This is a genomic window from Agreia sp. Leaf244, from assembly GCF_001422695.1.
In the GTDB taxonomy this organism is placed as follows: Bacteria; Actinomycetota; Actinomycetes; order Actinomycetales; family Microbacteriaceae; genus Agreia.
Genome location: NZ_LMLX01000004.1, coordinates 67,568 through 85,648, shown reverse-complemented (window position 1 = coordinate 85,648; position 18,081 = coordinate 67,568). Strand labels below are relative to the sequence as shown.

Annotated in this window: 17 protein-coding genes; 9 read left to right on the top strand and 8 right to left on the bottom strand. The window is 67.7% G+C overall.

All coding sequences use genetic code 11. The annotated features are described in order from the left end of the window. The first annotated feature begins 93 nt into the window (after positions 1-93). From ASF06_RS12435 to ASF06_RS19550, 3 genes are all read left to right on the top strand, one after another. The gene (locus ASF06_RS12435) at positions 94-1,086 is read left to right on the top strand and encodes a LacI family DNA-binding transcriptional regulator (RefSeq protein WP_200920369.1); all 993 of its coding nucleotides are present in this window, start codon (positions 94-96) and stop codon (positions 1,084-1,086) included. A gap of 172 nt (positions 1,087-1,258) precedes the next feature. Continuing rightward, positions 1,259-4,339 carry a GH32 C-terminal domain-containing protein gene (locus ASF06_RS12430; RefSeq protein WP_082500918.1) on the top strand — a complete coding sequence of 1,027 codons (3,081 nt, stop codon included), beginning with the start codon at positions 1,259-1,261 and terminating at the stop codon, positions 4,337-4,339. Positions 4,340-4,399: 60 nt separating this feature from the next. Next, positions 4,400-4,615 carry a hypothetical protein gene (locus ASF06_RS19550; RefSeq protein WP_157439199.1) on the top strand — a complete coding sequence of 72 codons (216 nt, stop codon included), beginning with the start codon at positions 4,400-4,402 and terminating at the stop codon, positions 4,613-4,615. Between the two features lie 213 nt (positions 4,616-4,828). On the opposite strand, the gene ASF06_RS12420 is transcribed toward ASF06_RS19550, so the two are convergent. Continuing rightward, positions 4,829-6,046: a cupin domain-containing protein gene (locus ASF06_RS12420; RefSeq protein WP_055947499.1), complete on the bottom strand. Its 1,218-nt coding sequence runs from the start codon at positions 6,044-6,046 to the stop codon at positions 4,829-4,831. Between the two features lie 139 nt (positions 6,047-6,185). On the opposite strand from ASF06_RS12420, the gene ASF06_RS12415 reads away from it, so the two are divergent. The 4 genes from ASF06_RS12415 (at position 6,186) to ASF06_RS12400 (ending at position 8,072) form a co-directional block, all read left to right on the top strand. Next, positions 6,186-6,845 carry a DUF1275 family protein gene (locus ASF06_RS12415; protein ID WP_055947496.1) on the top strand — a complete coding sequence of 220 codons (660 nt, stop codon included), beginning with the start codon at positions 6,186-6,188 and terminating at the stop codon, positions 6,843-6,845. Next, a complete protein-coding gene (locus ASF06_RS12410; RefSeq protein ID WP_055947492.1) occupies positions 6,842-7,072 on the top strand; it encodes a hypothetical protein in 231 nt (76 codons plus the stop codon). The genes ASF06_RS12415 and ASF06_RS12410 overlap by 4 nt, the downstream gene beginning before the upstream one ends. A gap of 115 nt (positions 7,073-7,187) precedes the next feature. Then, the gene (locus tag ASF06_RS12405; RefSeq protein WP_235500996.1) at positions 7,188-7,445 is read left to right on the top strand and encodes a fluoride efflux transporter FluC; all 258 of its coding nucleotides are present in this window, start codon (positions 7,188-7,190) and stop codon (positions 7,443-7,445) included. Positions 7,446-7,487: 42 nt separating this feature from the next. Next, a complete protein-coding gene (locus tag ASF06_RS12400; protein WP_055947489.1) occupies positions 7,488-8,072 on the top strand; it encodes a helix-turn-helix domain-containing protein in 585 nt (194 codons plus the stop codon). Here the strand turns inward: ASF06_RS12400 and ASF06_RS12395 are convergent. Together ASF06_RS12395 and ASF06_RS12390 are read right to left on the bottom strand one after the other, a co-directional pair. Beyond that, positions 8,002-8,757: a YqjF family protein gene (locus tag ASF06_RS12395; protein ID WP_055947487.1), complete on the bottom strand. Its 756-nt coding sequence runs from the start codon at positions 8,755-8,757 to the stop codon at positions 8,002-8,004. The genes ASF06_RS12400 and ASF06_RS12395 overlap by 71 nt on opposite strands. A gap of 2 nt (positions 8,758-8,759) precedes the next feature. After that, positions 8,760-9,641: a DNA/RNA non-specific endonuclease gene (locus ASF06_RS12390; protein WP_055947484.1), complete on the bottom strand. Its 882-nt coding sequence runs from the start codon at positions 9,639-9,641 to the stop codon at positions 8,760-8,762. 109 nt (positions 9,642-9,750) lie between these two features. Between ASF06_RS12390 and ASF06_RS12385 the strand changes: the two genes are divergently transcribed. Next, positions 9,751-10,257: an MmyB family transcriptional regulator gene (locus ASF06_RS12385; RefSeq protein WP_235501022.1), complete on the top strand. Its 507-nt coding sequence runs from the start codon at positions 9,751-9,753 to the stop codon at positions 10,255-10,257. On the opposite strand, the gene ASF06_RS12380 is transcribed toward ASF06_RS12385, so the two are convergent. Beyond that, the gene (locus tag ASF06_RS12380; RefSeq protein WP_055947477.1) at positions 10,225-10,995 is read right to left on the bottom strand and encodes a helix-turn-helix domain-containing protein; all 771 of its coding nucleotides are present in this window, start codon (positions 10,993-10,995) and stop codon (positions 10,225-10,227) included. The two genes, ASF06_RS12385 and ASF06_RS12380, sit on opposite strands and share 33 nt — an antisense overlap. A gap of 183 nt (positions 10,996-11,178) precedes the next feature. Here ASF06_RS12380 and ASF06_RS12375 point away from each other — a divergent pair, with 183 nt between their 5' ends. Further along, complete coding sequence (locus ASF06_RS12375; protein ID WP_082500915.1) at positions 11,179-12,099, top strand: helix-turn-helix domain-containing protein; 921 nt, start codon at positions 11,179-11,181, stop codon at positions 12,097-12,099. Here the strand turns inward: ASF06_RS12375 and ASF06_RS12370 are convergent. The 4 genes from ASF06_RS12370 to nirB all read right to left on the bottom strand — a co-directional run bounded on the left by ASF06_RS12370 (position 12,010) and on the right by nirB (position 17,929). Further along, the gene (locus ASF06_RS12370; protein ID WP_235500995.1) at positions 12,010-13,005 is read right to left on the bottom strand and encodes a GlxA family transcriptional regulator; all 996 of its coding nucleotides are present in this window, start codon (positions 13,003-13,005) and stop codon (positions 12,010-12,012) included. The two genes, ASF06_RS12375 and ASF06_RS12370, sit on opposite strands and share 90 nt — an antisense overlap. 66 nt (positions 13,006-13,071) lie before the next feature. After that, positions 13,072-14,205, bottom strand: a complete 1,134-nt coding sequence (locus tag ASF06_RS12365) for a uroporphyrinogen-III synthase (protein ID WP_055947471.1) — start codon at positions 14,203-14,205, stop codon at positions 13,072-13,074. Positions 14,206-14,216: 11 nt separating this feature from the next. Beyond that, positions 14,217-15,314 (bottom strand): uroporphyrinogen-III C-methyltransferase, encoded by a 1,098-nt coding sequence (gene cobA, locus ASF06_RS12360; protein WP_082500914.1) that lies wholly within the window; start codon positions 15,312-15,314, stop codon positions 14,217-14,219. A gap of 5 nt (positions 15,315-15,319) precedes the next feature. Next, on the bottom strand, positions 15,320-17,929 hold the full coding sequence (gene nirB, locus ASF06_RS12355; RefSeq protein ID WP_055947467.1) for a nitrite reductase large subunit NirB: 2,610 nt from the start codon (positions 17,927-17,929) through the stop codon (positions 15,320-15,322). Positions 17,930-18,081 lie beyond the last annotated feature (152 nt).

Genomic DNA, 18,081 nt, shown 5'->3' with positions numbered 1-18,081 from the left:
CGGTAGAGTCAAGTTAATCCTCGAAGAAGAAGAGCAGTTATGACATCGTTATCAGATCCCAAGCGAAGCGAAGCCCTTCGTCGTCGGCCCACAATGAAGAACGTGGCAGACCTGGCGGGGGTGGGTGTGAAGACCGTCTCGCGAGTGATCAACCGCGAGCCCCATGTGTCGGAAGAGACCATTGCCCGGGTACGTCGGGCTGCTGAACAGCTGCACTATCAACCCGACGTCCAGGCCGGCAATCTGCGACGTGCCGACAGGCGCACCGACACGCTCGGACTGCTCGTCGGCAGCGTGGCGAACCCGTTCTCGGCTGCGGTTCACCGTGCTGTCGAAGACATCGCGCTCGAGCGACATGTCGCGGTGTTCGCGTCGAGCCTCGATGAGGATCCCGAGCGCGAGCTGTCGTCGGTGAACGCCTTTCTTCGCAGGCGGGTCGACGGTCTCATCCTCACGACGATCCAGCCCAGCCAGGCCTATCTCGGCATCCAGCTCGACCAGGGCGTGCCCATCGTATTCGTCGACCGCCGACCCCACGGAATCGAGGCGGACACGGTGATGACCGAGAACGCCGAGGGGGCGTCCGGCGCGGTCGAGCATCTCCTTGCCATGGGCCACCGGCGCATCGCCTACCTCGGCGACGACGAGAAGATCTTCACGGCGAGGGAGCGGAAGCGTGGCTACCTCGACACGCTGCGGCGCGCGGGTATCGCTCCGGATGACCGGCTCGTGATCGACAATCTCGACGACGAGGCGAAGGCATCCGCCGCTGTCGCCGACCTGCTTGCGCTCGACGACCCGCCCACCGCCATTTTCAGCGCCCAGAACCTCATCACCGTCGGGGTGATCACGTCGCTCAGGTCGGCGGGAGCGTCGACGCGGGTCGCCCTGGTCGGCTTCGATGACGTGCCCATGGCGGCCCTGCTCGAACCGGCGGTCACCGTGATGGCGCAGGATCCGGCGTCCATCGGAGAGATCGCCGCCCGCCGCGTCTTCGATCGTCTCGACGGGCTCGAGGAGCCGGCTCGGGACTTCATCGTGCCGACCCGGCTCATCGTGAGAGGCTCCGGAGAAATCCGCCCTTGAATTGTTCGATGGACATTCCGTAACATCGCTCGCGATCGATGACATCGATGTCATCTCGACAACGCGCAGTGAAGGGCGTCCTGTGAAACATCACGAACAACAGCAGCAGAAACTCCGAAAACGAGCCGGTTCTGTCACACGAGTAGCGGCAGCCGCCGGCGCATTCCTCCTCGTGACCGCCGCGGTCTCGGGTGCCGCGTCGACAGCCGCAGCCCAACCGATGGCCGTAGCCCGGCCGATGGCCGTAGCCGCCGAGGCTGCTCCGCCGGCCGAGCCCTATCGCCCGTACCTCGGGTACAGCCCCGAGAAGAACTGGATGAACGATCCCAACGGGCTCGTGTACTACCAGGGCGTCTATCACCTCTTCTACCAGTACAACCCCTTCGGCACGACGTGGGGCAACATGAGCTGGGGTCACGCCACGAGCACCGATCTCGTGCACTGGTCCGAGCAGCCGCTCGCGATTCCCCAAGACGCCGATGCAGACATCTTCTCTGGTTCCATCGTCGTCGACCACGACAACACCTCCGGTCTCGGAACCGCAGACAATCCGCCGCTGGTCGCCATGTACACGGCCGCCTACAAGACGGGCAAGCAGGCTCAGGCGCTCGCCTACAGCACCGACGCAGGCGCGACCTGGATCAAGTACTCCGGCAACCCGATCCTCGACCGCGACTCGAACAACTTCAGAGACCCGCACATGTTCTGGTACGACGGCGGGTCACCCGAGAACTCCTACTGGGTCGTCGCGACCGTCGAAGCGACAGAGCACCGCGTGCTGCTCTATCGCTCCGACAACCTGATCGACTGGACCTACCTCAGCGACTTCGGCCCGGCGAACGCCACGGCCGGCATCTGGGAGTGCCCCGATCTCTTCCCGCTCGCCGTTGATGGAGACCCCGCCAACACCAAGTGGGTGATGGTCGTGAATCTCAACCCCGGCGCCGTGTCCGGCGGTTCGGGCGGCCAGTACTTCGTGGGTGACTTCGACGGCACCACATTCACGTCCGATACGACCCAGCCGGCGGACTCCCTGCCGGAGGGCGACCTGTTCGCCGGATTCGACGACGGAACCTACTCGGGGTGGACCACCGCCAATGAGCCCGGAAACTGGAAGAACGGACCCTTCGGAGACCAGCCCGCCACCGGTGCGATCGATGGGCAGCAGACGGTCGTAGGTCAGATCGGCACCGGGCTCATCAACGGGTTCAACGACGGAGACTGGCCGATCGGGAGCATGTCGTCGCCCGATTTCACGGTCAGCAAGGACCACGTCAACTTCCTGGTCGGCGGCGGCAAGCACCCCCACGTCGACGGCAGCCAGCTGGGCAACGAGCCCCCCGCCGACAGTGAACTGCTCTTCGATGGATTCGAGTACCCGGGTACCGAGAGCGTCGTCGATCACGGCTGGACCGTGGCGGGTGACTTCGTCGCCGAACGCAACCCGGCGACATCCGGGGGCGACTACGCGATCGGGGCGAAGCGCATCAACACCTGGGAGGGCGGCGCCAAGGGAGACGACAACGTCGGGACTCTCACGTCGGATGTCTTCACCATCGACAAATCCTTTGTCAGCATGCTGGTCGGAGGAGGCAAGCGCGACGCGGCGAGCGGCCAGGTTCTGCAGGCCGAACTCCTCATCGACGGAAACGTCGTCGACACCGCCTCGGGCGAGAACGACGGAGCCCTGAACTGGAAGAGCTGGGACGTCAGCGACTACCAGGGCCAGCAGGCGCAGATCCGCGTCAACGACCAGGCGACCGGGGGATGGGGCCACCTCACCCTCGACGAGGTCGTTCTGGCCGACACCCCCGCGCTCGTGCGCAGCAATGAGACCTCGGTCAACCTGGTCGTCGACGGCCAGGTGGTGCGCAGCACGACGGGCAACGACAGCGAGACCCTCGACTGGGCCGCCTGGGATGTCTCCGATCTCATCGGAAAGACGGCGCACATCTCGGTCGTCGACAACAACCGCGCCGGATGGGGCCACATTCTCGCCGATCAGTTCCTGTTCTCCGACGGGGCCGCCGCGCCCCGCATCGAGTCGTACGACTGGCTCGACTGGGGTCGCGACTTCTACGCGGGAGTCACCTACGACAACGCACCCGACGGCAAGCGCATCATGGTCGCCTGGATGAACAACTGGGAGTACGCGAACGACATCCCGACCGGACAGTGGAGGAGCGCGATGGCACTGCCGCGCGAGCTATCCCTGAAGACCATCGACGGACAGCCGAAGCTCGTCTCCGAGGTCACCCCCCAGGTCGACGGGCTGTCGAAGCCGTTCGCAGCCGTGACGGTGCCTGCCGGCCCCGTCGCCGAGGGCGAGACGGCTCTGCCCGTCGGTGGCGTCGGCGCGGTCTACCGAGTGGATGCCGTGCTCAAGCCGGGCACGGCGTCGAGCTTCGGTCTCGCCCTGCGCACGTCGAGCGACGGCACGCAGTCGACGCCGCTCACCTACGACACCGCATCCGGATCGTTGAGTCTCGACCGACGCGCATCGGGCGACGTCTCCTTCAACCCGACGTTCTCGTCTGTCGAGACGGCGCCCGTGGCGCTGGATGACGACGGCCGTCTGCGGCTCGAGGTCTACGTCGACAACGCGTCGGTGCAGGCCTTCGCGCAGGGCGGTTCGACGACGATCACCGATCAGGTGTTCCCCGACCCGTCGTCGACGGGCATCTCGCTCCTGTCGACCGGAGGCTCCGCCGAGATCGAGAGTCTGACGATCACGCCGCTGTACGGAGGAATGTACGACCCGCAGCCGGTGCTCGAGACTCCCGGCGCTCCGACATCGGTGGCGGCGACGTCGACCGATCCGGGCGCCGCGACCATCACGTGGGGTGCGCCGGATGACGACGGCGGATCGCCGGTCACCTCCTACGTCGTGCGAGCGGTTGCTGCGGATGCGCGGGCAGCGGGCTCGGTGTGCGACGTGACGGCGACGGAATGCCGTGTCACCGGACTCGAGCCGGGTTCCGTGGCGAGCTTCACCGTGACGGCCCGCAACCTGGTCGGAGAGGGTGCGAGCTCGGCTCCGGTCGACGTTCGGATCGCGGAGGCGGCCGGAACCTCGACGACGCCGCCATCGAGCGGCGCCCCGTCGGTGCCGGCCAGCGGCTCGCAGGGTGGGCTCGCGGCAACGGGCCTGTCGGTCGGGATGGCGGGAGCGATGGCGGCGCTGCTGCTCGCCGCCGGCGCGACGACGCTGTGGGTCAGACCGCGCATCCGTCGCAGTCGGTCCATGAGCTGACGAGTCGGCGTGTGCCGCACACGTGGTGTGCGGCACACGCACGGGTAGAGTCGGACCGTCATGATGCCAGAAACGTACCGAGCGCGTCTCGTGAACCCCGACGGCAGCTCCGCTGCGCTCATCGAAAGGGAGCTGGTGGGAGGAACGCCGGAGGCCACCCTCGAACTGCACGAGCAGCGCACAGCAGAGACGGTCGCGGTGATCGTCTTCACCCTCAGTTCGGCGACGTGGACTCCGGGCCAGGAGGCCGTGTATAGGTACTCGAACGGGCGATAGCGAGGGTGGCGTCCGCGCCCTCTGCCACCGCCCGCGCGAGAACCTCGGCGACCAGGGGCGATCCCGTCGCCGAATCGAGGAATCGGCGTGCGCTCTCGCTGACGGATCCGCGGCGGGTCGCGTCGACGACGATCTCCCGCACGCTCTCCCGCTTCCCCGGAGGCAGCGTCGCGACGACGCGGTCCGCTTCGGTGAGCAGCTGCTGATCCATCGCTACTTCCCCGGAATAGGCACGATGCCCTGGGTGCCCTTCGGGAACGTCGCGAGGGTCTCGATGGGGATGTTGAGGTGCGCGGAGACGAGCGCGGGCGGCAGGTGGCTCAGCCAGTTGGCCAGCGAGACCTCTTCGTAGTGGTCGCTGCGGAAGGTCTCGATGTAGATCAGAACGTCGTCGCCCGTGTTCTCCACGTAGTGGCCGAGGTTGCGGCGCACGACGCCGACGTCTCCCGCCTTGAAGTCGGTGGTGTTGGCGTGCGGGCCCGTGTTGAACACGGTCATGCGGCCCTGCCCCTGCAGGTAGTACTGCCACTCGTCGGCGTTGGGGTGCCAGTGCAGCTCGCGCATCGATCCGGGGTTGATGGTGGTGAGCGCGGCGGCGACGGTCTTGGATGCGCGGAAGTTGCTGCTGTCGGCGATCTGGATGCGGCCGCCGCTGTTCTCGTACGCGGGCGTCGACCTGGAGAGTCGGAAGATGACGGGCTCGTCGCCCCACTCGACGCCGGCGGACGCCTGGTCGGTCTCGAGATCGCCCGGCTCGTCGCCGGGGAAGATCCAGAGGTTGTGGAGGGGGATGTCATTGAAGACCTCCTGCGCGACACCGAAGTTCTTCGCGAGCACCTCCGGCGGCGTGTGTGCGAACCACTCGGTCAGGAGCAGAGTGTTGCTCTCGGACTGCTCGCCGTCGTCGAAGGCGAGAACGAACTCGGCCCCATCGGGGCCCATGCCCTGCAGCGAGTGGGGGAGTCCGGCGGGGAAGTACCAGAGGTCGCCCGCCTCGACGTCCTCGACGCTCGGCAGCCCCTCTCTGCTCAGGGTGGTGACGCGGCATTTTCCCCGGGTCATCAGGGCCCACTCGGCGGTCTGGTGCCAGTGCAGCTCGCGGATTCCGCCCAACTCAAGGTACATGTTGACCCCGGCGATCTCGTTCGAGATCGCGAAGTCGGACTGGGTGATCTCCCTGGCCCAGCCGCCGTCCTGCACCCGGCGCGGGGAGATGTTGAACGACGACCAGAAGAACGCCTGGGTGCTGATGTCGGTGGGCGGGGCATCCAGCTGATTCGGGAACTGACTCTCGATCACCAGGTTCTGCGGCCCGGTCATCGTGGTGCTCTGGGGGTTGTCGCCCGTGTTCACAATTCCTTCGGCGGGCAGGTCGGGGTTCCCGAACGTTGCCGGCTCGTGGTGCGGGGTTGTCGGTTCGTCGGTACCCATGGCGCTCTCCTTCGTCGTGTTCCCTCCAGCAAAGCCCTCGAGACGCGGCGGCGCATACGACTTTTGACGCAACCTCCCGGGCGCAAGATTCAGACATCTGACGTACGCCCCGGATGCCCGGGCCGGACACAGTGGGGGAATGACCGCGCACCGATCCGTCCGCCTGACGACGATGGCCGTCGTCCTGGCTTTCGCGGCGGGCGCCACGGATGCCTTCGCCTTCCTCCAGCTCCTCGGCGTCTTCACCGCGAACATGACGGGCAACCTCGTGCTCGCCGGTCTGACCGAACGCAGCGGGTACTCGACCTCGATCGGGGGCATTCTCGTCGCTCTCGTCGTCTTCGTCGTTGTGCTCTACGTCGCGTTCAGGGCGGCGCCCAACAGTGAACGGCGGGGCGCACTGCTCGCCGTTCTCGCCGCCGCGGCGCTCGCGCAACTCGTGGTGCTCGTCATCTGGGCGGCATCGCCGGGCACGAAGACGATGCCCTTGATCGTGATCTCGATCGGGCTGTCGGCGTCGGCGATGGCCTGCCAGACAGTCGTCGCCAAGCGCCTGGATGGCGAGTCCGGGGTCACCACCACGTACGTGACCGGCACGCTGACCAGCATCATGGCCGACGCCGCCGATCGACGACAGCAGGATCTGCCCACACGGATCGGCGTCGTGGCGGCGCTCGTTCTCGGAGCGCTGTCGGGATCCCTGCTCATCGGAGTGTCGCCGAGTCTCGGGGCCGCCCTGCCCGTGGTTCCGGCCGTCGCCGGTCTTCTGCTGTTAGCGACGACAAGGGCATCGAGGTGAAGGGCAAGCGACCCACGCCGATCGACACGCTGCTTGTGCTCCTCGGCGGCTTCACCACCTACGGCACATTCGCGGGCGACGCCGAGGGGCTCCTCGACATGTCGCGCCTCGGCGAGGGTGTTCTGTACGGAGTCGTCACCGTGGTCATCGGTGTGGCTGCGGCCTATGCCGGCACGGTTCTCGCCGGTCGCCGCGGCAATGCGAAGCCGGATGGCGCGGGCTCGTGACCGTCGGGCTTGCTCTGGCCGTCGCGCTCGCGGGCGGGCTCGGCGCCGTGTGTCGGTTTCTTCTGAGCGCAGTCATCCCCACGGCCAAACGATCGGGCTTCCCTGGTCGACTTTCGTGATCAACGTCAGCGGATCGTTCCTGGTCGGACTCGCGGCGGGATACTCCGCCGCGTATCTTCTGCCCGCCGACGTTCGCCTCGTGATCGGAACGGGGTTCCTCGGCGGCTACACCACGTTCAGCACGGCGAGCACGGATGCGGTGGGTCTTCTGCGCAAGCGTCGGCCGCGCGTGGCAGCGCTGTACGTCTTCGGCACTCTCGCCTCCGCGCTGACTGCCGCGTTCGTCGGGATGGTTCTCGGCCTCGGCATGTAACGATCGGGGCGCCCATCGCCATTGTTGCATAGACTCTTGCGTATGACGCAAGAGATGATCGACGATGTGGTGCGCCAGCGCATCCGGAGCCTGCGACTGTCGTTGGGCTGGACCCTCGACACCCTCTCGAGCCGCTGCTTTCTCTCGCCGTCGACCCTGAGCCGCATCGAGACAGGGCACCGGCGCATCGCCCTCGACCAACTGGTGCCGATCGCGCAGGCCCTCGGCACGACGCTCGATCAGCTCGTCGAACCGGAGGGCGACGACGACGTGGTGATCCGGCCCGAACCCGAGGCGAGTGCGGGATCGACCATCTGGCTGCTCTCGCGCGAGCGCGACCGACGCGGCGTGATGATCGCCAAGATGCGCATCACTCCCGAGCGCGCCAGGGTCGAACCGCAGGTGCACCCGGGCTACGAGTGGTTCACCGTGCTGAGCGGCGTGCTCACGCTGAGGCTCGGCGAGCGCACGATCCAGGTGCGCGAAGGCCAGGCCGCCGAGTTCTCGACGATGACCCCGCACGCCCTCGATGCCAACGACGGCCCGGTCGAGCTGCTCACGATCTTCGACCACGACGGCGAGCGTGCGCACCTGCCAGGCCGAATCTCGCGTCGACACCCGGGCTGAAGAGCACCGAGTCGGGTGGCCCGTCGACGATGCCGGGCAGCCCGGCGGCCGCGCAGAGCTCGTCGTGCAGCGTGGTGACACGGGCCGGATGCAGGACCCACGGCTCGTGCTCGTTCGGCAGCCACTGCGTGTGGCCGAGCCGGCCCTGGAAGAGCCCCCAGCGAGCGGTGAGGAACAGCGAGAGCTCGTCGTCGACGCGGCGAGAGTAGTCGACGGAGACGTCGAGTCGGAAGCGGGGCTCGGGTGACGAGGGGAGCACCCCCCTGCGTCTCGACGCGTACTGCCACCCGTCCGACGTCTGCCGCTGGTCGGTGCGCGACCAGACGTAGGGAAGCCCGAAGAGGGCGCGGGCCGCGACGACGGCGGGCAGGCTGGATGCCTCGAGCGACCTGAACACGACACCTCGACGGCCGTCGCCGTCCACACCGTACAGCCGCACGTTGACCTCGGTGAACGACCCCCACCGCGACGTCGGCGGAAAGGGGCCGACGCGCGCGTCGCCGAGCCGGAACGCGATGAGCCCCACCCAGGTCGACCCGTCGAACACGTCCGGCGCGACGCCCGACGGAAGCAGGGGTGCCACGACCTCGGGCGCCACCCGCCAGTGGACGAACGCGACCTGGCGCCACTCCTGGGCGGCGACGACACCGCCTGACAGCGGGGGAGCCGTTCGAGTGAGCTCCACCTCTAGGCCGAGGCCTTCTCGACGGTGACGTCGTCTTCGGTGCGCAGCCGCACCCATCCGGTTCGAGGTGACCCGTCGGCACGGCCGGCCAGAACGGGCGCCATGACGTCGGCATCGACGAGCTCTCCGAAATCGAGCCCGGTCAGGCTCGCCACGTCGTCGACCGGAACCTGATAGCTGAAGTACGGGCCGAGCGGAGGAGGACTGCCGTCGATGAGGGCCTGCGCGCTCGCGTCGTTGAGGTCGATGTCCGAGAGCTGGGGCGACTGGTCGAGTACGAAGGCCGCGGCTCGCAGGGCGTCGGCGCCGGATGCGTCGGTCGTCCAGGCGACGACCTTCCAGAAGGCCTGAGGGATGCCCACGCCACGGTAGAGAGGATCGTTCAGTGCCAGAACCGGTGCGGTGAAGACGCTGATGCGGTTGCGGTTGGCCTGCGCGTACGCGAGCACGTGGTCCTCTAGACCGAGCCACAGCTCTTTGGACTGGTTGAACTCGCCGGCCTGTGGCGCGGCATTCGTGTACGAGAACGTGTCGACATTCGCCCGGGCGGCCGTCGCGCGGTCGCCCCAGACCGGATCGCGGCGGCGCACCAGGTGCCCGCGATCGAGGTCGTTGCCCGCGTAGACATCCGGTCCGGTCTGTTCGTTCTCGGGGATCCGGTCGTCGAGGTGCCAGTCGTCCCCACGGTCGAGGTCGAGCAGCAGCTCGCCGTCGATGTTCACTCCGGTCGACTGCGCGAGCCGCCTGACGGGATCGAGCAGCACCGTGAAGTGCGTGTACACGAGCTCACGAACGGGCGAACCCGCGGCCGGTGCGGGCAGGGCGACCGGAAGAGCGAGGAAGTCGTGCATGTACCCCGCGCGGTCGGGTGTCGTGGCATCCATCGCCCCAGTCAACCATTCGAGCGGCCGGGCCACGTCGGCAATTCCGACCATTGTCCGAAATCCTCGAACGCGGTATCGGGCAGCGAAGCGGAGGGCTACCGTGAGCGACATGCGCGACGAGATGCGAGAGCTTCTGGCCTCCTGGCGGGCCGTACCAGCGTTCCTCTGCGACCGGCACTTCACGGTCGTGGCGTCGAATACCGCGGCCAGCGCGGTGAGTCCTGCATTCGTGGAGGGCACGAATCTGGCGCGGTTCGCCTATCTCGAACCAGATGTCGACCGAAACCACGCGATGTGGCCCGAGGCCTCCAGCCAGGTGGCGGCCCTTCTGAGAGAGTCTCTTGACGAGCACGAGGCGGACCCCTCCTTCCACACGATCGTGGGGGAGCTCTCGGCGCACAGCCGGGACTTCTCGGTCGCCTGGGCCGACGACGCTCGAACAGCGAGGACCCGAGGTGTCATCCCGTTCGACGAGACCCCGGTCGGGTCGATCGTGCTCGCCTACCAACTGCTGACGGTGCCGGGCGATGATCACGATGTGCTCTTCGTGTGGCACCCCGTCGACGACGAGTCACGGGAGGCTCTACGACAGCTGCTGGCCCTGCTGGAGGAGTGAGTGCGAGTCCCGGTGGGAGCTCCAGAGCCGGTCCAGCTTCAAAGCCATGTGCAGGCTGCTGCGAGCCGATCCGTCGTGTAGAGCATCGCGAACCGCATCCGGTGCCTTGTCGAGCCGATAGTAGAGCGTGGTGCGGTGAATGTGCAGCCGGGCGCAGGCGTCGCCGATGCGGCCGGCCACGTCGAGGTAGACCTCGACGGTCTCGCGGTAGATCGCGTTCGACGGATCGAGGAGCACCTCGGCGGCCGGCGAGATGTCACGAACACGAACGGAGCCCGGCGCGATGCCGCTCAGCATGATCCAGGGCCCGAGGTCGCCGTACCAGCCGACCTCGGCGAGCTCGGGGAGGGCCGTCAGAATGCCTGCGGCCCGTTCGGCGCGCTCCGCCGCGGGTGCGAGGTCGTAGTCGGTGTTCTCGACGAGCGCCGCGCCGATAGCGACGATGCGCAGCTCGAACCGGCCGGCCATCGAGCGGATCCGCTCGGCGAGCTCCCCATCTGTGTCTCCGGGTCGCGCGCGTGTGACGAAGAACAGGCATCCGGACTGCTCGCCCACGAACGCCGTGCCGAGGCCGGCCGAGATCGCGATCCGGCCCGCAAGGGCCCGTGCCCTGAGCGCACCGGCCTGGGGGTCGATGACGACGGCCCAGACCGACGAAGGGAATCCGGGACCGATCCGCTGGTGAGCCATCGCAGACGAGGACGTGACGCGCTCATCTGTCAGCTGGTAGAGAGTCATGGTCGCGAGTCTAGAAGCGACGATCGAGCCGCCACATGGCCGTGCCATTACCACCCACACGTCGCCGCAATCATGTCCGTTTCTGCACCATTCAGGGCTGAACGCGCTCTCACTCCGGATGCGCGGAGTCGGTGAGAATCGACGTGGGCCCTTCCGGCTCCGTCGAGGTGAGGAAGAAGAGGCATGAGCGCGTCAGCGAGTCCGTTGGGGGAGTATCTTCGCGCGAGACGCAAGCTCCTGAAACCCGAAGACGTGGGTCTGCCGATCGATGCGGCCCGTCGCGTGCCCGGCCTGCGCCGGGAGGAGGTCGCCGCACGGGCCGATATCAGCCCCGAGTACTACCTGCGAATCGAGCAGGGTCGCGACAGGCGGCCGTCGGAGCAGGTCGTGCGCTCGCTGGCCAGGGCCCTCCTGCTCGATGACGACGGCGCGAACTACCTGTTCCGAGTGGCCAGGCCGCTTCCTTATCTGCGCGCCGTACGCGAGCCCTCCGTGGTGAGCGACAGCGTGCGACGCCTGCTCGACGCATGGACCCAGACTCCGGCGTATGTGACCGACGCCAATCTCGACGTGCTGGCCGCGAACCGCCTGGCGCGCCTCGTGTCGCCCGGCATCCTCGTGCCCGGAACCAATCTTCTCGAGGCCGCATACGACCATCTCACGATGACGACCGTGATGAACGGCGCCGACGTCGAACTCGAATGGGAGGAGACGATCCGCGAGTACATCGGAGCCCTGCGATTCAACGGCGACCCCGACGACGCGCGGCTTCAGGATGTCGTCGGCCGGCTCTCGAGTCAGCACCTGTCGTTCCGGCGCATCTGGGCCGAGCACGACGTGAGCCGGCTCACGACAGGGCTGCGGCCTGTGATCATCGAGCCGTTCGGCCGGGTCGATCTCGTCTGGCAGACACTCGGCATCCCTCGCTCGCCCCGGCAGTTCCTCACGACCTACATGGCCGAGCCGGGATCCCGTTCGGCGGAGGCGCTCAGAGCCCTGTCGAGCCGTTCGTCGTCAGGCTCCGGCGTCGCGTCGGGTGGACTGGAATCGACGCTGGTACTCGGAGGGCGTGATCGTGAATCGAGCGACGAACGAGCGTCGTAGCGACACAGGCGTCGCGTAGCCCGAGTGCGCGGCCGCATCGGCCACCGATGCGCCGGAGTCGAGATACGACACGGCCAGATCGAGGCGCATGGAGGTGACGTACTCCATCGGCGACATGCCCAGCTCGTCGCGCATCACCCGGGTCAGGTGACGAGGACTCACGTTCGCGAAGGATGCCAGACTGCCGACCGTGTACGGCCTAGACGGATCCTCGCTGATGTGATCCGTGATCACGGTGATGAGCGGCGTGCGAGGGGGAGGGCCCTGCAGCGCCGCGGAGAATTGAGACTGGTTGCCCGAGCGCTTCATGTGCACCAGAAGAAGCTGGGCCACCGATCGGGCCACCCCCGGGCCGTAGTCCAGCTCGAGCAACGAGAGCGCGAGGTCGATGCCCGCCGCGACGCCGGCGGAGGTGAAGGTGTTGCCGTCGTGCACGAAGATCGCTTCGGCCTGAACGTCGATGTCGGGATACCGCTCCGCCAGGGTCGAGCTGAACTTCCAGTGGGTGGTCGCCGACTTGCCGGCGAGGAGGCCCGTGGCGGCGAGGCCGAGGGCTCCCGTGCAGATGCCGGCGATGCGGGTCGACCGGGAGGCCAGCTCGGCGACCGCGTCGAGGAGCTGCGGATCGGCGAACACGGTCAGCGCTTTCTCTGTGCCCGGCACGATGAGCGTGTCGAGACGACCCGCATCCGCCACCGACGTCTGCACCGCCACCTGGATGCCCATGGAGGTCGTCACGGGCTGCCCGGTGCGGGAGATGGTGACGATCTCATAGCCCGCCGAGCGCTGGCTGGCCTCGAAGAACACCTCGGCCGGCCCCACGAAGTCGAGCATCTTCACGTCGTCGAAGAGCAGGATGCCGACGCGCGGCAGCCGCCGGGTTGCGGTCAGCCCAGTGGGGTGCATGGTGTCCTGACGTCAGGCGCGTCCCGATTCTGGAGCGCAGGCTCTATTAAAGCCTACTCGGGGGCCTCAGACCGAGATTCGGTATCCCCGCTTGATGACTGTCGACACGATTCCCGGCACGGGCAGCGACTGACGCAGACGACTGATGGCCACATCGGTGGCGTGATCGTCCTGCATGTCGGGCTGGGCAGCCATCAGCTCTGCTCTCGAGAGCACCGCGCCCCGCGCATTCACGAGCGCCCGGAAGAGGGCGAGCGAGAGCGGGGCGAGCGTCGCCTCGGACTCGCCGACGCGCACGAGCCGACCGCGCAGCTCGATGTCGCCATGCTTCGTCGCCAGCCTGATGATCCGGTTCTCCTCCAGATGCTCGCACACCAGGCGGATGAGGGCGCCCATGCGATATCGGGGCGGGACGATCGGATCGATACCGGCGGCTACGAGGGGCGCCGCTGTGACGTGGCCGACGGCGGCAGCCACGACCGTGCCCGTGAACGCGGCCTGGAGCTCGTCGAGTCGACCGGCTCCGTCCGCCGCCGCGAACAGTGCTTCGACGGCGGGAGCGCTCGTGAAGGTGACGGCGTCGAGCGAGCCGGCGCAGATGGCGTCGACGAGGCGAAGCACACGTGACGAATCCGCCGGCAGCGACCAACGATAGGGCGCGGCGGTGAGAACTGTTGCGCCGGAGTCGCGCAGCCGTTGAAGCTGACCCTCATCGGTGAACCCGTGCAGCTGCACGGCGACGACACGTCCCGACGCACCGTCGCGCAGAACATGGTCGACGAGCGACTTCGTCGTCTCCTCGTCGCTCATCCCGGAATCGTCGAGGCCGGCTGCGCGGACGGCGCCGCGCGCCTTCGGCCCTCGCACCAGGATGCGGGACTGCGCGAGGGTCTCGCTGAGTTCGTGTCCGATGCCCGCAGCATCTGCGGCCTCGAACCACCGGCGCACGCCGTAGGAGGTCGTGGCGAGCAGCACGTCAGGGCGGCCCGCGATGATCGCCAGGGTGTCGGCCGTCAGTTGTGCATCGTCATCCGAGGCAGCGATCCGGATGGCGGGGGCATGCATGACATCGGCCCCCCGGCGCTCGAAGGCTGCGATCAGGTCTTCAGATCTCCGGTCGCTCGTCACGCCGATACGGAAGCCGCGCAGCTGGTCCGCGCGGAATCCGATGAGGGGGGCATCCGTGTCTCCATCGGTCACGTGCGTCTCCGTCAGTCGGTCGTCAGTTCGGCCGCAGCATCCTGAAGGAACGTCGCGGTCGTCACATCGAGTTGCTCGCTCAATCGTACGACCTCGCCGATCACGACGACGGCGGGCGAGAGCACGCCGAGTCGCGAGGCGAGTGCGGCGATGTCGGCGAGGGTCGCTCGGGTGGTGCGCTGGCTCGTCGAGAATCCCTTCTCCACGATCGCGACGGGCATGGACGCGCGCATGCCGGCCCGTGCGAGGCCGGCGGTGAGGTGCGGCAGAGTGCCGACACCCATGAGAACGACGATGGTCCCGCCGAGACCCGCGAGGTGCACGAGCTCGCTCTCTGCGAGAGGCGTGTGGCCCGAGACCACGGTGAAGAGCCGGGAGATCTCCCTATGAGTTACCGGGATTCCTGCCGCCCCGGGAACGGCGATGGCGCTGGTCACACCGGACACCACGGTCACGGGAACGCCGGCCCGGCTGCACGCCAGAACCTCCTCGCCGCCACGCCCGAACACGAAAGGATCGCCACCCTTCAACCGCACCACGGTTCGGCCCGCGAGCGCGGCTTCGACCAGCTTCTGCTCGATCTCGGTCTGATTGACCGCGTGGTGCCCGGGCGTCTTGCCCACGTTCACGAGCTCAGCCCCCGGTGCCCACTCCGACAGGCGCGCGACCGGTCCGAGCCGGTCGAAGAAGACGACATCGGCCTCGCGCAGAGCCGTGAGCGCGGCGACGGTCAGCAGTTGACCGTCGCCGGGGCCACCGCCGACAAGGGTGACGCGACCGAGGGGCAGCGTGGGGCTCGGAGGTTCCGCGGTGAGCCAGACTCGGGCGTCTCGCGACGCCCGCTCGAGTGCGTCGGTCGTCGCCGAGTCGACACCCACCGAGATCACGAGATCGACCGATGACACGAGCGTGCGCCACTCGAGGCGATTCTGCGGCAGAACGACGCGCACGACCGTCTCCGCAGCGCGGTCGTCGCGGCCCTCGTCGTCGTCGCCGGCGAGGTACACGCGCGCACCGGATGCGAGGCAGCGCGCGATCGTGTGGCGCGCCTCGCCCGCGTGCCCGACGACGAGAACTCGACGACCCGCGAGGTTCACGGAGATGTCCATGGGGGCTATTGTCCTCTCCGCACGGGAATCGTCGGTCCGGAGAGCAGCACGCCTCCGGCCGATGCGTGTGCACGCTCATCGGCGGTCGCCGGGCGCGGCTGATCCCGCTCCGTGACCTGCACCACGGCGGGGTCCGGCGTCCTCGGCGCATTGACGAACGACCGGAAGCGGCGGAGGCGTTCCGGGTCGTTGAGCGTGGCCGCCCATTCGTCCTCGTAGTTGCCCACATGCTCCGCCATGGCGGCCTCGAGTTCCTCGGCCAGCCCGAGCGAGTCGTCGCACACCACCTCACGCACGTGGTCGAGGCCGCCCGGCAGGTCCTCCTGCCAGCGGGCCGTGCGCTGCAGGCGATCGGCGGTGCGGATGTAGTACATCAGGTAGCGGTCGATGTAGGAGATGAGCGTCGCGTCGTCGAGATCCTGCGCCAGCAGCTGGGCGTGCGCGGGCTGGTATCCGCCGTTTCCGCCGACGTAGAGGTTCCACCCCTGCTCTGTCGCGATGATTCCGATGTCCTTGCTTCGCGCCTCCGCACATTCGCGAGCGCAACCAGAGACGCCCAGCTTGAACTTGTGCGGCGACCGCAGCCCGCGGTACCGCAGCTCGAGCTCGATGGCCATCGCGACGGCATCCTGAACACCGAAGCGGCACCAGGTGGAGCCGACGCACGACTTGACCGTGCGCAGCGACTTGCCATACGCCTGGCCCGATTCGAATCCGGCGTCGACCAGGATCTTCCAGATGTCGGGCAGCTGCTCGAGTCGCGCCCCGAACATATCGATGCGCAGTCCTCCCGTGAGCTTCGTGTACAGGTTGAACTGTTCCGCCACCTCGGCGATCACCTTGAGCTTCGCCGGGGTGATCTCCCCGCCCGGGATGCGGGGCACGACAGAGTACGTGCCGTCCTTCTGCATGTTCGCGAGCGCCCGGTCGTTGGTGTCCTGCAGGGCTCCGCTGCCCGAGTCGAGGATGTACTTCGACGTCTGGGTGGCCAGAATGGATGCCATCACCGGCTTGCAGACGTCGCAGCCGAGTCCGCGGCCGAAATGCTCCATGATCTGCTCGTAGCTGGTGAGCTGCAGGATCCTCACGGCTTCGAACAATTCGCTGCGGCTGAGGTCGACGTGCTCACAGAGCGCTTTCGACACTTCGATGCCGGCCTTGGAGAGTTCTGTCTCGAGGATCTTCTTGACGAGGGGAACACAGGAGCCGCACTGCGTGCCGGCCCGGGTGCAGCTCTTCAACGGTCCGAGCTCGGTGCAGGCCTCGCCGTGCTCGCCCCGGATCGCATCGCGAACGGCTCCCACCGACACGTTGTTGCACGAGCACAATTGCACGTCGTCGGGGAGTTCGGCGCTCGCGGGAGCCTCAGCACCCGAGGTCGAGAGATAGGCTCCGGGTTCGCCGGGAAGCTCTCGACCGAGCAGGGGTCTGAGAGCGGAGTAGGGGGCGGCGTCGCCGACGAAGATGCCGCCGAGGAGAGTCTTGGCATCGTTCGAGACGACGAGCTTCTGGTACATGCCGCGCGCTGGATCCGCGTACACGACCTCGAGTGCGCCGTCAGAGGCTGCGAACGCGTCGCCGAAGCTCGCGACCTCGACGCCTGAGAGCTTCAACTTCGTCGCGTCGTCGATGCCGGGGAAGCTCGCGTGCCCGCCGTGGATGCGGTCGGCGACGACCTCGGCCATGGCGTTCGCCGGGGCCACGAGTCCCACACACACCCCTCCGACGCTCGCCACCTCGCCGATGGCCCAGATCCCGTCATGGGAGGTCGCGCAGTCGTCGCCGATCACGATGCCGCCGCGCGCGCCGATCGCGAGTCCGGCATCCCGGGCGAGCTCGTCTCTCGGTGTGATGCCGACGGAGAAGACGACGAGGTCGGCATTGATCGCCCTGCCATCGGTGAGTTCGACGCCCAGCACGGTGCCCGATGGGCCGGTGATCACGCGGGCCGGTCGATTGCCGAGGGCAAGCGTCACGCCCTGAGCCTCGATCAGGCGCCCGAGAGCCTGACCCGCGCCCTCATCGAGCTGTGACGACATGAGCCACCGCCCCGAGTGGACGATGCTCGCCCTGGCCCCGAGGCGCTGCAATCCTCCGGCCGCCTCGAGCCCGAGCAGGCCGCCACCGACCACGACCACATTCGTCGGCCTGCCAAGCCGCGATGCGAGTCGGGCCGACTCCGCCACGAGGAAGTCGACGTCTTCGATCGTGCGGTACACATATCCGGCGTCCGCGCCAGGGATCGGTGGCACGGTCGCCGCGGAGCCGGTCGCGAAGACCAGGTCGTCATACGGTTCCAAAGTTCCGTCGGCGAGCTCCACGCGACGCGCAACCTTATCGATGCGGGTCGCCGCGACGCCCCCTCGATAGCGGATGCCAGGGGCTTCCCACAGCGCGCGATCGCCCAGCGTCAGGTCCTCCGCGGAGACGAGACGACGGGAGAGGGCGACCCGGTCGTAGGGGAGGTGTGTCTCTTCGCCGAGCACGGTGACCGTGACCGGTCGAGCGCCGTCTCGTCGGGAATGCACGGACTCGGCGAATCGATGCGCGGCCGGCCCTCCGCCGATGACGACGACCCGGTGGGGGCGGCCGCCAGAATGCTCCGGTGTCGTCATCGCTGTGCCTCTCGCATGCGTCGTCAGGGAATGCTCGAAGCCTAGGCAGCGCCGGTTTCTCGACGATTGCGCCCACGTAACGGCGTGTGACCGGCACCTCACCGCATTGATGCGCCGCGGAGAGGTCTTTGTTACGCAACCGTCACGGCAGC

Excerpts from the sequence above, each read along its gene's own strand:
- ASF06_RS12435 (WP_200920369.1), top strand. The coding sequence starts at position 94 with ATGAAGAACGTGGCAGACCTGGCGGGGGTGGGTGTGAAGACCGTCTCG.
- ASF06_RS19550 (WP_157439199.1), top strand. The coding sequence starts at position 4,400 with ATGATGCCAGAAACGTACCGAGCGCGTCTCGTGAACCCCGACGGCAGC.
- ASF06_RS12420 (WP_055947499.1), bottom strand. The coding sequence starts at position 6,046 with ATGGGTACCGACGAACCGACAACCCCGCACCACGAGCCGGCAACGTTC.
- ASF06_RS12415 (WP_055947496.1), top strand. The coding sequence starts at position 6,186 with ATGACCGCGCACCGATCCGTCCGCCTGACGACGATGGCCGTCGTCCTG.
- ASF06_RS12400 (WP_055947489.1), top strand. The coding sequence starts at position 7,488 with ATGACGCAAGAGATGATCGACGATGTGGTGCGCCAGCGCATCCGGAGC.
- ASF06_RS12390 (WP_055947484.1), bottom strand. The coding sequence starts at position 9,641 with ATGGATGCCACGACACCCGACCGCGCGGGGTACATGCACGACTTCCTC.
- ASF06_RS12385 (WP_235501022.1), top strand. The coding sequence starts at position 9,751 with ATGCGCGACGAGATGCGAGAGCTTCTGGCCTCCTGGCGGGCCGTACCA.
- ASF06_RS12380 (WP_055947477.1), bottom strand. The coding sequence starts at position 10,995 with ATGACTCTCTACCAGCTGACAGATGAGCGCGTCACGTCCTCGTCTGCG.
- ASF06_RS12375 (WP_082500915.1), top strand. The coding sequence starts at position 11,179 with ATGAGCGCGTCAGCGAGTCCGTTGGGGGAGTATCTTCGCGCGAGACGC.
- ASF06_RS12370 (WP_235500995.1), bottom strand. The coding sequence starts at position 13,005 with ATGCACCCCACTGGGCTGACCGCAACCCGGCGGCTGCCGCGCGTCGGC.
- cobA (WP_082500914.1), bottom strand. The coding sequence starts at position 15,314 with ATGGACATCTCCGTGAACCTCGCGGGTCGTCGAGTTCTCGTCGTCGGG.
- nirB (WP_055947467.1), bottom strand. The coding sequence starts at position 17,929 with ATGACGACACCGGAGCATTCTGGCGGCCGCCCCCACCGGGTCGTCGTC.